15 protein-coding genes are annotated in these 12,844 nt (G+C 70.5%); 9 read left to right on the forward strand and 6 right to left on the reverse strand.

The genetic code is table 11. The annotated features are described in order from the left end of the window. Positions 1–147: 147 nt before the first annotated feature. Together AC1PK7_RS16785 and AC1PK7_RS16790 are read left to right on the forward strand one after the other, a co-directional pair. Positions 148–858 (forward strand): response regulator, encoded by a 711-nt coding sequence (locus tag AC1PK7_RS16785; RefSeq protein ID WP_209030781.1) that lies wholly within the window; start codon positions 148–150, stop codon positions 856–858. Then, positions 855–2,363, forward strand: coding sequence for an ATP-binding protein (locus AC1PK7_RS16790; protein WP_481098868.1), 1,509 nt, complete (start codon positions 855–857; stop codon positions 2,361–2,363). Before AC1PK7_RS16785 ends, AC1PK7_RS16790 begins: the two co-directional genes overlap by 4 nt. A gap of 37 nt (positions 2,364–2,400) precedes the next feature. On the opposite strand, the gene AC1PK7_RS16795 is transcribed toward AC1PK7_RS16790, so the two are convergent. The 5 genes from AC1PK7_RS16795 to AC1PK7_RS16815 form a co-directional block, all read right to left on the reverse strand. Beyond that, positions 2,401–2,787, reverse strand: a complete 387-nt coding sequence (locus AC1PK7_RS16795; protein ID WP_010344561.1) for a YbjQ family protein — start codon at positions 2,785–2,787, stop codon at positions 2,401–2,403. A 74-nt stretch (positions 2,788–2,861) separates the two neighbouring features. Further along, entirely contained in the window at positions 2,862–3,251 is a 390-nt protein-coding gene (locus tag AC1PK7_RS16800; RefSeq protein ID WP_481098869.1) for a hypothetical protein, read from the reverse strand. 34 nt (positions 3,252–3,285) lie between these two features. Continuing rightward, complete coding sequence (locus tag AC1PK7_RS16805; protein ID WP_481098870.1) at positions 3,286–3,867, reverse strand: hypothetical protein; 582 nt, start codon at positions 3,865–3,867, stop codon at positions 3,286–3,288. 220 nt (positions 3,868–4,087) lie between these two features. Then, the gene (locus AC1PK7_RS16810) at positions 4,088–4,414 is read right to left on the reverse strand and encodes a hypothetical protein (RefSeq protein WP_420007752.1); all 327 of its coding nucleotides are present in this window, start codon (positions 4,412–4,414) and stop codon (positions 4,088–4,090) included. Positions 4,415–4,454: 40 nt separating this feature from the next. Further along, a complete protein-coding gene (locus AC1PK7_RS16815) occupies positions 4,455–5,819 on the reverse strand; it encodes a glutamate--cysteine ligase (RefSeq protein WP_481098871.1) in 1,365 nt (454 codons plus the stop codon). Positions 5,820–6,039: 220 nt separating this feature from the next. On the opposite strand from AC1PK7_RS16815, the gene AC1PK7_RS16820 reads away from it, so the two are divergent. The 4 genes from AC1PK7_RS16820 to AC1PK7_RS16835 all read left to right on the forward strand — a co-directional run bounded on the left by AC1PK7_RS16820 (position 6,040) and on the right by AC1PK7_RS16835 (position 9,415). Next, entirely contained in the window at positions 6,040–6,735 is a 696-nt protein-coding gene (locus AC1PK7_RS16820; RefSeq protein WP_481098872.1) for a VIT1/CCC1 transporter family protein, read from the forward strand. A gap of 145 nt (positions 6,736–6,880) precedes the next feature. Beyond that, positions 6,881–7,303, forward strand: a complete 423-nt coding sequence (locus tag AC1PK7_RS16825) for a VOC family protein (protein ID WP_481098873.1) — start codon at positions 6,881–6,883, stop codon at positions 7,301–7,303. A 181-nt stretch (positions 7,304–7,484) separates the two neighbouring features. Next, positions 7,485–8,315 carry a helix-turn-helix domain-containing protein gene (locus tag AC1PK7_RS16830; protein WP_481098874.1) on the forward strand — a complete coding sequence of 277 codons (831 nt, stop codon included), beginning with the start codon at positions 7,485–7,487 and terminating at the stop codon, positions 8,313–8,315. A gap of 107 nt (positions 8,316–8,422) precedes the next feature. Continuing rightward, positions 8,423–9,415, forward strand: coding sequence for an MBL fold metallo-hydrolase (locus AC1PK7_RS16835; RefSeq protein WP_481098875.1), 993 nt, complete (start codon positions 8,423–8,425; stop codon positions 9,413–9,415). 161 nt (positions 9,416–9,576) lie between these two features. Here AC1PK7_RS16835 and yihA read toward each other — a convergent pair whose 3' ends face one another. Further along, positions 9,577–10,200, reverse strand: a complete 624-nt coding sequence (gene yihA, locus AC1PK7_RS16840) for a ribosome biogenesis GTP-binding protein YihA/YsxC (RefSeq protein WP_481098876.1) — start codon at positions 10,198–10,200, stop codon at positions 9,577–9,579. A gap of 129 nt (positions 10,201–10,329) precedes the next feature. Here yihA and AC1PK7_RS16845 point away from each other — a divergent pair, with 129 nt between their 5' ends. The 3 genes from AC1PK7_RS16845 to AC1PK7_RS16855 all read left to right on the forward strand — a co-directional run bounded on the left by AC1PK7_RS16845 (position 10,330) and on the right by AC1PK7_RS16855 (position 12,833). Beyond that, the gene (locus AC1PK7_RS16845; protein ID WP_481098877.1) at positions 10,330–11,151 is read left to right on the forward strand and encodes a c-type cytochrome; all 822 of its coding nucleotides are present in this window, start codon (positions 10,330–10,332) and stop codon (positions 11,149–11,151) included. An 86-nt stretch (positions 11,152–11,237) separates the two neighbouring features. Beyond that, positions 11,238–11,879: a thiol:disulfide interchange protein DsbA/DsbL gene (locus AC1PK7_RS16850; RefSeq protein ID WP_481098878.1), complete on the forward strand. Its 642-nt coding sequence runs from the start codon at positions 11,238–11,240 to the stop codon at positions 11,877–11,879. Positions 11,880–11,984: 105 nt separating this feature from the next. Then, positions 11,985–12,833, forward strand: coding sequence for a thiol:disulfide interchange protein DsbA/DsbL (locus AC1PK7_RS16855; RefSeq protein WP_481098879.1), 849 nt, complete (start codon positions 11,985–11,987; stop codon positions 12,831–12,833). Positions 12,834–12,844 lie beyond the last annotated feature (11 nt).

The raw sequence follows: 12,844 nt of genomic DNA on the forward strand, positions 1-12,844 counted from the left end.
CGCTGCCGGCGCTGCCTATGATGGCCATGCGTTCAGGCGCGGGCCCCGGGTGCGGTGGCCTCGTCCCTGGGCGCCCCCAGTTCCAGGCAGCCGCGGCCACGTCTAGACTGGGCGACTCCCGTGTGGCGGCCCTTCAAGATCGTGGACATGAAATCCTTCATTCTGGTCGTCGACGACGATCCGGATCTGCGCCGACTCATCAGCGAGTTCCTGAGCGACCACGGCTACCAGGTGGACACCGCCGAGACCGTGGCGGACATGCGCCTGCGGATGGCCGAGCGCCAGCCGGACCTGGTGATCCTGGACGTGATGATGCCCGGCGAGGACGGCCTCAGCGCCGCCCGCCAGCTCGCCAGCGAGCGCGGCGCGCCGGCGGTGATCATGCTCAGCGCGCTGGGCAGCGACACCGACCGCATCATCGGCCTGGAGGTCGGCGCCGACGACTACCTGGCCAAGCCATGCAATCCGCGCGAGCTGCTGGCGCGGGTGCGCGCCCTGCTGCGGCGCAGCCAGGCCACGACGCTGCCGCCGGAAGCGCGCGGCAACGTCTACGAGTTCGCCGGCTGGCGGCTGGACGTGATCCGCCGCGACCTGCGCGACCCCACCGGCATCTTCATCAACCTCTCCGACGGCGAGTTCGCACTGCTGCGCACCTTCGTCGAGCATCCGCAGCGCGTGCTCAGCCGCGACCAGTTGCTCGACTATGCGCGCGGCCGCGACACCGAGGTCTACGACCGCGCCATCGACAGCCAGATCAGCCGCCTGCGCCGCAAGATCAACGAACGCGTGCAGACCGAACTGATCCGCACCGTGCGCAACGAGGGCTACATGCTGTTGCCGAGCGTCGCCCGCCTGTGAGTGCGTCCACGCGCGCCCGCCGCGGCGTGCCGATCTTCGCCCGCGCCTTCCTGCTGCTGGTGGTGGCGCTGCTCACCGCGCAGCTGATCGGCATCGCCCTGGTGCTGCGCACGCCGGTCTACGAGATGCCGGTGCATCCGCCGGAGGTGATCGCCCTGCTCAGCACGCGCATGCCGGCCGGCACCCAGACCCTGAAGGTGCAGGACACCGCGCATGCACCGCTGCCGGCTCGCGACCAGGTACGCGACCGCAATGCCGAACGGGTGATGGCGCACTGGCTGGACGTGCCGCCGGACCAGGTGCGTTTCTACCGCAACAGCGACGGCCGCCTGGAGCGCCTGCGCCTGCGCCTGGGCGAACACCCGCCGCCGCCGCCGCACGCCGTCGCCGCCGACGACGATGCGTCCTCGCACGGGGCGATGCCGCCGCCGCACGGACAGGAACCGCCGCCGATGGAGCCACCGCCCGGCCCGGGCGAGCCACCGCACGATGGCGCCTTCGGCGGCACCATGCACGCGTCGGGCTGGCGCGAGCGCGGCTTCGCCCCGGCGGTGCCGCTGCTGGATGGCTTCACCGCCGCACTGCGCCAGCCCGACGGGCGCTGGCGCAGCGTGATGTCGCCGCCGCGGCGGTTCTCCAACGAATTCAAGACCCAGGTGGTCATGCTGTTCCTGGCCGGCATGCTGGCGATGCTGCCGCTGGCCTGGTGGTTCTCGCGGGCGCTGTCGGCGCCGATCCGGCGCTTCGCCGAGGCGGCCGACCAGCTCGGCCGCAACCCCGACGCGCAACCGCTGCGGCGCAGCGGCCCCAGCGAGATCGTGCAGGCGGCCGATTCGTTCAACGCCATGCAGGCGCGCCTGAACCGGCTGATCAACGAGCGCACGCACATGGTCGCGGCGATCGCCCACGACCTGCGCACGCCGCTGGCGCGGCTGGCGTTCCGCCTGGAGACCCTGCAGTCGCCGCTGCGCGAGAAGACCATGGCCGACATCGACGAGATGAAGGCGATGATCTCCGCGGCGCTGGACTTCATCCACAACGACAGCCGCCGCGGCAAGCGCTCGCCGCTGGATTTCCGCCTGCTGGTGGAAAGCGTGGTCGACGACGCCAGCGACACCGGCGCCGACGTGGTCCTGCTGCTCGGCGACGCCATCACCCTCGACGGCGACCCGCTATCGCTGCGGCGCATGGTGATGAACCTGGTGGAGAACGCGCTGAAGTACGGCAAGCGCGCACGCCTGCAACTGCGTCACGAGGCCGGCGAGTGCGTGCTGTGGATCGACGACGACGGTCCCGGCATCGATCCGGCGCAGCGCGAAAAGCTGTTCCTGCCGTTCTTCCGCGGCGAGAACTCGCGCAACCGCGACACCGGCGGCATCGGCCTGGGCCTGTCGGTGGCGCACAGCATCGTGCTGGCACACGGCGGCCAGATCGCGCTGGACAACCGCCCCGACGGCGGCCTGCGGGTCAGCGTGCGGCTGCCGTGCCACGCGGTCGGCGGCTGAGCCGCCCCCGCGGCCGGAGCGCCGCACGCCGACCGGCTCAGTGCGGGTTCGGCTCGACGATCACGGCCGTGCCGTAGCACAGCACCTCGGTCAGGCCAGCCATCAGCTCGGTGGCGTCGTAGCGCACCGCGACGATGGCATTGCCGCCCATCTGCCGCGCGTGCTGCAGCATGTCGCGGTAGGTCTCCAGGCGCGCCTGCTCGCACAGTTGGGTGTAGATGGTGATATTGCCGCCGAAGATGGTCTGCAGCCCGCCCAGGAAGTTGCCGACGATGGAACGCGAGCGCACGGTGATGCCGCGCACGATGCCCAGATTGCGCACGATGCGGTAGCCGGGAAGCTCCAGCGCGGTGGTCACCATCGCATCATTGAGCGGCGAGGCCGCCATCGCGCGTGGCGGCGAGGAATTGTACGGATCGGTCATGGATGCCCCCTGTGGCGCCGGCCCGTGGCTCCGCGGACCGCGGACCCGGCACGCGTGCGCCGGAACCGGCAGTGTTAGCACCGCAGGAAGAACGACGCAATCGCCAGGACCAGGCCGCCGATCCACAGCAGCAACATCGCCACGACGCCGGCCAGGACGACCGCGACGCGTCGCCAGCGGCGCAGGCCGCGCGCGCGCCGCACTACGTGCACGCACAACCCAGCGCCCAGGACCCCACCGGTGACGATCACGGCCCACCCGAGCAGATCGACGAGCGGATCCTTCGGGCCAACGTCAGCTGGGCATTGGCTGGTCGCATGCGCGGATGCCATGCAGCCGAGCAACACGCTCGTAACGCCGGCCCTGCCGCCGCGGCGACGCCCAACGCCGCTGCCCGCCTTCATGCAGGTCGCGGACTCGGCGCGAACGCGACGAAGCGTGGGCAATATGAAGGGGCTCGACATGCAACGGGGCTTCGCGGAACGCGGAAAATGCCGTTCAACGGATCGGCGGCATGGGGCTGTCGGCACCTGTCGCGGAGAGTCGCCGAAACTCGGCCGTCACGGATCGCGACAGCAAGCGCGCGATGATCCAGCCATGCAAGGCGACGAAGGCCGCCGCAAAGACCACGCCGATCGCCGACATGGCCCACAGCATCGGCCGCATGTCCGGCGCGCCCTGCATCTGCGCAACAGCGAACTGCTTCTGCATGAACGCGATCATCTGCACCTGCACGACTGCGCCGCCCAGGTTCCATGCGATCACCAGCGACATGGCCGCGATGAAACACCACCGTGCCCAATTCAACCGCCGCAGAAGCCCGATCGAACTCACCAGGGTCCACGCCGAAAACAGCGCAGTCCCAAGAAAAAACCACCGAAAGTGCGAAAAAATGAAGGCGATCGTCGGCGGCATCCCTGGCGGAAACCTGTGCACCGCATCGGCGAACTGCACGTGATCGAACATGGCGAACACAACCAAGACCTGCATGATGCCGATCACCGTGCCGAAACCGGAGAGTGCGATGAAGATCGAGGCCAGGATGGTGACAAAGTTGGACCGCGGTGGTGCCTGATGCATACGTCCCCCTGAAGACGAGTCGTCAATAGTGCCGCCTGGCCGCTCCCCGCGCCATCGCCTGCAGCCACATCCGATCGCCGAACGCTCTAGCCGCGTCGCGCAATGCGCATGCGTCGGTCACCGCGCTGGTACAGCCAGCCCGCCGGCAGGACGCCGCAACAGGCGAAACGGCACTCAGCGGCACGGTCAGGCGGCGTCGCCCGCGGCGACGCGCATCGCCTCAACTTCGCTGCGCCAGCGCCGCGGCATGACGCTCCAGCAACAGCGGCCGTGCGGTCGTCCGCCAGAACACCAGGCTGACGTACCCCGAGGACATGCCACCATGGCTGAGCCGCGGCACGAACACCGACTCGACGGATGCGTCGTCCAGCGCCGTGCCGACCAGGCGCGCGAAGGTGTCGGCGAGCAGCGCCGCGCACTGCGCCGCCGTCGCCGGCAGCGGCACGCCGGTCAAGGCCGACGCCATCTCTTCCCACAGATACGGATCGCCACGGCCGCCCCATCTGCCCGGCTCGTCCTGGAACAGGCCCGCCGTGTCTGCGATCACGGTCACCGTGCTGCCGGCCTGCGCGCGTGCGGCGCGGCGCTCAATACGCGAACTCGCGGAACACGTGGTCGATGTCGCCCTGCCAAGCGCCGTGGTACAGCGCCAGCTTGCGCTCGGCCGCGGTCTCGCCGGCGTGCAGGATTTCCACCAGCGGCTCGAGGAAGCGCGATTCGTCCTGGCCGTCGCGGTTCAGGCGCGCGCGGCGGCGCAGGCCGGCCAGGGCGATCTTCACCGCCTCGGCGGCCAAGTCCTGCACGGTGCCGTTGCGGAACGGCAGCTTCAGCGCCTGCCGCGGCACGCCGTCGCGCAAGGCGTGGCGTTCGGCCAGGGTGAAGTCCTTGACCAGGTCCCAGGCCGCATCCAGTGCGGCATCGTCGTACAGCAGGCCGACCCAGAACGCCGACAGCGCGCACAGCCGGCCCCACGGACCGGCGTCGGCGCCGCGCATTTCCAGGTACTTCTTCAGGCGCACTTCCGGGAACGCGGTGGTCATGTGGTCGGACCAGTCGCGCAGCGTCGGCAACGCGCCCGGCAAGGCCGGCAGCCTGCCCTGCAGGAAGTCGCGGAAGCTCTGTCCGCTGGCGTCCACGTAGGTGCCGTCGCGATAGGAGAAGTACATCGGCACGTCGAGCAGGTAGTCGACGTAGCGCTCGTAGCCGAAGCCGTCCTCGAACACGAAGTCGAGCATGCCGGTGCGGTCGGCGTCGGTATCGGTCCAGATGTGCGAGCGGTAGCTGAGGTAGCCGTTGGGCGTGCCGTCGGCGAACGGCGAATCGGCGAACAGCGCGGTGGCGATCGGCTGCAGCGCCAGCGACACGCGGAACTTGCGCACCATGTCCGCTTCGCTGGCGTAGTCCAGGTTGACCTGCACGGTGCAGGTGCGGGTCATCATGTCCAGGCCGAGCGCGCCGACCTTGGGCATGTAGTGTTTCATGATCTTGTAGCGGCCCTTGGGCATCCACGGCATCTCGTCGCGGCGCCACTTCGGCTGGAAGCCCATGCCGAGGAACCCCAGGCCCAGTTCGTCGGCGACCTGCTTGACCTCGTTGAGGTGGCTGCCCACTTCCACGCAGGTGTCGTGGATGGTCGGCAGCGGCGCGCCGGACAGTTCCAACTGGCCGGCCGGCTCCAGCGTCACCGAGGCGCCGTCGCGCAGCAGGGCGATGGTGTGCCCGGCTTCGCGCACCGGCTCCCAGCCGAAGCGGGTCAGGCCCAGCAACAAGGCCTCGATGCCGCGCTCGCCGTCGAAGGTCGGCGGCCGCAGGTCGTCCAGGCGGAAGCCGAACTTCTCGTGCTCGGTGCCGATGCGCCACTGCGCTTCGGGCTTCTCTCCGGAGGCGAGCACCTGCACCAGTTCGGCGCGGTCGGTGATCGGCGTCTCGGCAACGTGGCTGGGGCTCGACAAGGGCAGGACTCGCACGGCGGGTGAGGCGATGTGGGGACCGGGCCCGGCCATCGCAAGGCCCGCACTATAGCCTGCCGGGGGTGAGGCCCATATCGCTACCGGCGGCACTGCAGCATTCCACGGCCGCGCCGCCGCCGCGTCGAGAGTGAGACGCAGCAAGCGCCCGCGGCGCCGGCTTCGGTAGGCTGCGGACTCTCTCACCGCCCGCGGCAGGCAACGCATGCGCCCGACCCACTCCGAACGCCATCGCACCGACCGCGCCGGCTGGCTGCGCGCGGCCGTGCTCGGCGCCAACGACGGCATCCTGTCCGTGGCCGGCCTGGTGGTCGGCGTCGCCAGCAGCGGCGCGTCGGCGGCCACGGTGTTGACCACCGGCATTGCCGGCCTGGTCGCCGGCGCGATGTCGATGGCCGCCGGCGAATACGTGTCGGTGCAATCGCAGGCCGACACCGAGCGCGCCGACCTGGCGCTGGAGCGCCGCGAACTGCACGAGGATCCGCAGAGCGAACTGGAGGAACTGACCGCGATCTATCGCCAGCGCGGCCTCGATCCCGCCCTCGCCCGCCAGGTCGCCGAGCAGTTGACCGCGCACGATGCGCTGGGTGCGCACGCGCGCGACGAACTCGGCATCACCGAGAGCCTGCGTGCGCGCCCGCTGCAGGCGGCCGCCGCATCGGCCGCGGCGTTCTGCAGCGGCGCGGCGCTGCCGATCGTGGCCGCCTGGCTGGCGCCGGACGGACGGCAACTGTGGGTGACCGGCGCAGCCACCCTGGTCGGCCTGTCGCTGACCGGCGCGCTGGCCGCGCGCGCCGGCGGCGCCTCGGGCCTGCGCGGCGCGGTGCGCGTGGTGTTCTGGGGCGCGGCGGCGATGCTCGCCAGCGGCGCGATCGGCCATGTGTTCGGCGTGCATGTCTGAGCGGGCATGCGCGGTAATGGGTAGCATCACCGGCATGGCCGACGCCCGTTTCCCCGAAATGCAAGGCAAGCGCACGCCCATCGCTCAAAACGCAACCTGACCTGGAGGACTGAAAATCAACACGGACACCTGCGTCGTCGACCACATGGGATTTTCCGTTTCGTCGCTGGATGAGGCGATCGCGTTCTGGACTGAGGCCATGGGCTTCGAACTTGTCCGCACAGGCGAAATGGGCGGCGATTTCCTGCGCGAGGTGACGGGCGTCGACGATCCTCGTTGCCGCATGGCGCTGGTGGTCTCGCCTGCCGGCTTTCCCATCGAACTGCTGGAATACTCGACAGCCCGCACGTTGGGCAAGACACCCGCGAGCGCTGGCGCGATCGGCGCAGCCCATCTTGCCGTCACCGTGACGGAGATCGACGTGGCTGTCGCCAGGATCCAGGCGCAGGGATGGCACTTGAAAGGATCTCCGCGGCCGATCGAGGCCGGGCCACGCACGGGAACCGTCGTTGCCTACGTCAGCGGGCCCGACGGGATCACCATCGAGCTCATGCAACCTCCCAGGTAAGCCTGGCTGACAAAACGACTGCGCAGTCGCCAGACCGCGGGGAAACGACCTGTGGCGCACCGAGACCGGCAGTTTGCGGGGCCGGCACCAGCGCAGCCGTGGTGGTCCGGCCGGCTGCGACGTGGCAGCCTGGCGCTTTACGCTGAGCGCGCGCGCGCCGCGCTGCGCTAGCATCACGGCCATGGCCGACACCACCTCTCCCGATGCCCTGCTGCTGGCGCGCCTGTCCAGCCTGGCCGACTGCACCCAGGCCGAGGGCTACGCCTGCATCAGCGCGCGCCGCGAACACGGCGCGCGCTCGGTGGAGATCCCGCGGCCGCAACTGGCGATCCTGCTGCAGGGCCGCAAGCAGGTGCGCACCGCCACGCAGACGCTGGACTTCGTGCCGGGCGATCTGTTCCTGGTGACGCGGCGCTGCCGCATCGATGTGGTCAACATCCCGGATCCGCACAGCGGCCTGTACCTGAGCGTGCTGGTGCCGCTGTGCGAGGAAGCGCTGAGCGCCGCCCGCGTGCTGTGGAACGAGCCGCTGCCCGCCGCCGGCGCGGAACTGGCGCGCCTGCGCGCCGAGACGTTCGGCGGCACCCTGCTGCAATGGCGGCAGGCGCTGCAGGACGGCCGCTACACCGAGGCGCGGCTGGCGCTGGCAACGCTGGTGGTGGCGCTGTGCCGGCAAGGCCACGGCGGCCTGCTGCTGCCGCCGGCGCCAAGCGTGGCGGCGCAGGTGCGCGAGCTGATCGCCACACAGCCGCAGCGCGACTGGCGTTCGCGCGACATCGAAGACCATCTGGGACTGAGCGGTGCGACCCTGCGCCGGCACCTGGCCGGCGAAGGCACCTCCTTGCGCGAGCTGCTTGCCGATGCGCGCCTGGCGCATGCGATGCAGCTGCTGTACACCACGCGCTGGCCTCTGAAGACGGTCGCCGCGCACGCCGGCTACCGCTCGGTGCGCAGCTTCAGCCAACGCTTCCAGCAACGCTATGGCCTGGATCCGGCCAGTATCGGCAATTGATGCCACGTCGGCGTTGAGCGCCGCGCGCAGCGGAATGAGCGAATCGCGCAGCGGCGCCGGTGCAGCATGTCATGACCGCGGCGCACGCCGCTCTACCAGGAAATCCCATGTCCGTGTTCCCGTTGCGCGCGCTGTGCGCGCTGGCCCTGAGCGCCAGCGCGGCGCTGACGCTGCCGTCCTCCGTCCACGCCGCCGCGCCGGCCAGCGCCCAGACGCAGGTGCCCGGCGTCTATCGCCAGACGATCGGCCGGTTGCGCGTCACCGCACTGTTCGACGGCACCGTGGCGCTGTCGCGCGCGGAACTTGCGAACATTCCGCCGGAGGCGATCGCACGCCTGCTCGACCACCGCTACGTGCCGGAGAACGACAAGGGCCTGCAGACCGCGGTCAACGCCTACCTGATCCAGGACGGGACGCACCTGACCCTGGTCGATACCGGCACCGCCACCTGCTTCGGCCCCGGGCTCGGCCAGGTGCTGGCCAACCTGCGCGCGGCAGGCTACGCGCCCGAGCAGGTCGACGACGTGCTGCTGACCCATGCCCATCCCGATCACCTGTGCGGCCTGCTGGACGCACAGGGCCAGCCCGCCTATCCCAAGGCGACGGTGTGGCTGAGCGCCGCCGACGCGGCGTACTGGCTGGACCCGGCCAGCGAGGCCGGGGCGCCGCAGGCACTGCGCTTCGCCTTCCCGCTGGCGCGTGCGGCGGTGGCGCCGTACCAGGCTGCGCAGCGGCTGCGGCGCTTCCACACCGGAGACGCGTTGCCGGGCGGTGCGGTGGCGCTGGACACCCGCGGGCACACGCCCGGGCATGTGTCGTACCGCTTCGACGGTGGTGCGGGGCAGCAATTGCTGGTGTGGGGCGACCTGGTGCACTACCACGCGGTGCAGTTCGCGCAACCGCAGGCCTCGTACGAGGCCGACAGCGACCGCGCCGCAGCGATCGCCGCGCGCAAGCGCATGCTGGCGCAGGCCGCGGACCACGGCTGGTGGGTGGCCGGCGCACACCTGCCGTTCCCGGGCCTGGGCCACGTGCGCCGCGAGGGCGAAGCCTTCGCCTGGGTGCCGGCGGAGTTTTCGCCGTTGCCGGCGGCGCCTTGATTGGCCCGTACCCTCATCCGCCCCTGCGGGGCACCTTCTCCCGGTGGGAGAAGGAACAGCCGCTAGCCCCTCTCCCCTCGGGAGAGGGGTTGGGGTGAGGGTCCGGCGCGAAGCGTCTCGCAGCGTTCAAGCGCAAGAAGCCGAATCCGGCACCACCCCACTCACTCCGCGACAGTCGGCTCCGTCTCCAATCCCAGCCAGCCACCGACGATGCCACGCAACTCGTCCACGCCCTGGCGGCTCTCGCCGGAGAAGGCCTGCACGCTGACGGTGTCGCCGAACGCGCTGGCCAGCTCCTTGCGCACCTGCTGCAGCACCTGCGCCTGCTGGCCGCGGCCGAGCTTGTCGGCCTTGGTCAGCAACGCATGCGCCGGCAGGCCGCGCTGCACCGCATACCCGAGCATCTGCCGGTCGTAGTCCTTGAGCGGATGGCGAATGTCCATCACCACGACCAGCCCGCGCAGGGCCTCGCGCGTGCGGAAATAGGTGTCGATGAACTTCTGCCAGTGCGCCTGCAGTTCCTGCGGCACCTTGGCGTAGCCGTAGCCGGGCAGGTCCACCAGGTAGCGCTCGGGCTGGACCTGGAAGAACACCAGTTGCTGCGTACGGCCGGGCGTCTTGGAGACACGGGCCAGGGCGTTCTGCCGGGTCAGCGCGTTCAACGCGCTGGACTTGCCGGCGTTGGAGCGGCCGGCGAAGGCCACCTCCCAGCCACCGTCGTCCGGCAACTGACGGGCATTGTGGGCGGACAACAGATAGTGGGCACGTTCGAGGATCAGCGACATCCGCCTAGGATCGCACGTCCGCGGCCCCGGGCGGGCTTCGTTGACCGCCGGGCCGCGGCATGCCGATAATCGCGCGAGTGCGGTCGCCGGCCCGGCAGCCGCGGGGTCGGGTCATACGGAGCTTCAGCAATGCGCCACGCTCGCGTTCTTGCCTTTGCCGGTCTAGCGGTTTCCGTCGCCGCCGCGGTCGCGTTCGCGCAGACCTCGGTGGTTCCCATTCCAGACCACGCCCCGGTGCGCACCACGCCGCTGGAGAGCGACGTCGGCAAGGCCGCCTGGGGCGACCCCAAGGCCGGTCAGGCCAAGGCGGCGGCCTGCGCCGCCTGCCACGGCGCGGACGGCAATCCCGCCATCGCCATGTATCCGCGCATCGCCGGGCAGATGGAGCGCTACAGCGCGCGGCAGATGGCGCTGATCGCCCACGGCGAGCGCACCAGCGGCGCGGTCGCGGCGATGGTGCCGTTCGTGCAGCCGTTGAGCACGCAGGACATGCGCGACATCGGCGCCTACTTCGCCACGCAGAAGGCCGGCGCCGGCATCGCCGACGACGCGGTGATCGCCGACGGCCCGTACGCCGGCATGAAGTTCTACGAAGTCGGCCAGCAGCTGTATCGCGGCGGCGATGCGAGCCGCGGCATCCCCGCGTGCATGGCCTGCCACGGCCCGGCCGGCGCCGGCAACCCTGGCCCCGCCTACCCGCACCTGGGCGGCCAGCACGCCGACTACGTGGCGCGGCGCCTGCAGGAGTACCAGGCCGGCACCACCCAGGAACGCGATCCGACGATGTTCAAGATCATGGCGCAGGTGGCCAAGCCGCTGACCGACCAGGAGATCAAGGCGCTGGGCAGCTACCTGCAGGGCCTGCACGACCGCGCCGACGACGCGGCCGCCGCACAGGCCGCACCGGCCGCGGCAACGCCACAGCAGCCGGCGCCCGCGCAACAATCCTGACCGCGCGCCGCCGCGGCGGCGCCGGCCCGTTTCCCCTTCGCGCCGGTCCCGACGACCGGCGTTCGTTTTTTGCCATTGGAGATCGCATGAATCGTCTGCCCCGCCTGCTGTTGTGCCTGCTCGCCCTGCTGCCGTTGAGCGCCTGCGCGCAACCCAAGTCCGCCACTGTGGTGGAAGGCGAGGACTACACCCTGATCGCCGACCCCAAGCCGTTCGCGCCGCTGGCCGGCAAGATCGAGGTGGTGGAAGTGTTCGGCTATACCTGCCCGCATTGCGCGCACTTCGAGCCGCTGTTGGAGGAATGGGCCGGCAAGCAGGCCAAGGACGTGCGCCTGACCCTGGTGCCGGCGGCGTTCGGCGGCTACTGGGACAGCTTCGCCAGCGCCTTCTACGCCGCGCAGCAATTGGGCGTGCAGAGCCGCAGCCACCGTGCCATGTTCGAGGCCATCCACGACAAGCGCAGCGTGCCGGTGCAGAACGTGGCGCCGGAGGAACTGGCCACGTTCTACGCCGGCTTCGGGGTCAAGCCGCAGGCCTTCATCGCCGCCTACCAGAGCCCGCAGGTCGCCGCGCAGGTGAAGGCCGCGCGCGATTTCGCCGTGCGCGCCGACATCGCCGGCACTCCGGCGCTGATCGTCAACGGCAAGTACCTGGTCAAGGGAAAGAACTTCGAGGACATGCTGCGCATCGCCGATGCGCTGATCGCCCGCGAGCGCGCCGGCAAGTAATCGGCGCACGGCGCTTCATCCGCGCCATGGCATCATGACGGGGTGGCCGGACCGCGCTTGCGGCGCGTCCGGCGTTTTTCCCCCATCCTGCTGGAGATGTCGCCGATGAAGACCCGCTTCGCCCTGACCCTGATGGCCCTGCTGCCGATCCTGGTGGCATGCAAGGCCCAGGACGGCACTGCCGACACCGTCGCCCCTGCTTCCGGCACCGCCGCGGCCCCGGCTGCGCCTGCCGCCGGCGACACTGCCGCCGCGCCCGCCGAGACCCCGGCCGCGCCTGCGGCCACCACCGCCGATGCCGCCGCGCAGCCCGCCGCCACCGACGGCGACACCGCCGCCGCGGCCAAGCCGGTCGCCGCCAAGACCCCGAACGGTCCGGAGCCGGTCGCCGGCACCGACTACGTCGACATCGCCGGTGGCCAGCCGTTCCAGCCGACCAACGGCAAGATCGAGGTGGCCGAGATCTTCGGCTACGTCTGCCCGGCCTGCGCGCGCTTCCAGCCGCTGATCGGCCCGTGGAAGGCCGGTCTGCCCTCCGACGTGCGCTTCGTCTATGTGCCGGCGATGTTCGGCGGCACCTGGGACGACTACGCCCGCGCGTTCTACGCCGCCGAGGCGCTGGGCGTGCAGGAGAAGACCCACGAGGCGCTGTACAAGGCCATCCACGTCGACGAGACCCTGAAGGGCGAGCGCGGCCGCGACTCGGTGCAGGACATCGCCAACTTCTACGCCAAGTACGGCGTGGACCCGAAGCAGTTCGCCGACACCATGGGCAGCTTCGCGGTGGCCACCAAGACCAACCGTGCCAAGCAGTTCGCCACCCGCAGCGGCATCACCGGCACGCCGTCGCTGATCATCAACGGCAAGTACCTGGTCAAGGGCAAGAGCTACGACGACATGCTGCGCGTGGCCGATCACCTGATCGCGCGCGAGCGCGCGGCGATGGCCAAGTAAGCCGTCCGCCC

The organism is Xanthomonas sp. NCPPB 3174 (genome assembly GCF_056725205.1).

What these genes read in the sequence shown, in the direction of transcription:
- AC1PK7_RS16785 (WP_209030781.1), top strand. Translation starts at nt 148, where the DNA reads ATGAAATCCTTCATTCTGGTCGTCGACGACGATCCGGATCTGCGCCGA.
- AC1PK7_RS16795 (WP_010344561.1), bottom strand. Translation starts at nt 2,787, where the DNA reads ATGACCGATCCGTACAATTCCTCGCCGCCACGCGCGATGGCGGCCTCG.
- AC1PK7_RS16800 (WP_481098869.1), bottom strand. Translation starts at nt 3,251, where the DNA reads ATGTCGAGCCCCTTCATATTGCCCACGCTTCGTCGCGTTCGCGCCGAG.
- AC1PK7_RS16805 (WP_481098870.1), bottom strand. Translation starts at nt 3,867, where the DNA reads ATGCATCAGGCACCACCGCGGTCCAACTTTGTCACCATCCTGGCCTCG.
- AC1PK7_RS16820 (WP_481098872.1), top strand. Translation starts at nt 6,040, where the DNA reads ATGCGCCCGACCCACTCCGAACGCCATCGCACCGACCGCGCCGGCTGG.
- AC1PK7_RS16825 (WP_481098873.1), top strand. Translation starts at nt 6,881, where the DNA reads ATGGGATTTTCCGTTTCGTCGCTGGATGAGGCGATCGCGTTCTGGACT.
- AC1PK7_RS16830 (WP_481098874.1), top strand. Translation starts at nt 7,485, where the DNA reads ATGGCCGACACCACCTCTCCCGATGCCCTGCTGCTGGCGCGCCTGTCC.
- AC1PK7_RS16835 (WP_481098875.1), top strand. Translation starts at nt 8,423, where the DNA reads ATGTCCGTGTTCCCGTTGCGCGCGCTGTGCGCGCTGGCCCTGAGCGCC.
- yihA (WP_481098876.1), bottom strand. Translation starts at nt 10,200, where the DNA reads ATGTCGCTGATCCTCGAACGTGCCCACTATCTGTTGTCCGCCCACAAT.
- AC1PK7_RS16845 (WP_481098877.1), top strand. Translation starts at nt 10,330, where the DNA reads ATGCGCCACGCTCGCGTTCTTGCCTTTGCCGGTCTAGCGGTTTCCGTC.
- AC1PK7_RS16850 (WP_481098878.1), top strand. Translation starts at nt 11,238, where the DNA reads ATGAATCGTCTGCCCCGCCTGCTGTTGTGCCTGCTCGCCCTGCTGCCG.
- AC1PK7_RS16855 (WP_481098879.1), top strand. Translation starts at nt 11,985, where the DNA reads ATGAAGACCCGCTTCGCCCTGACCCTGATGGCCCTGCTGCCGATCCTG.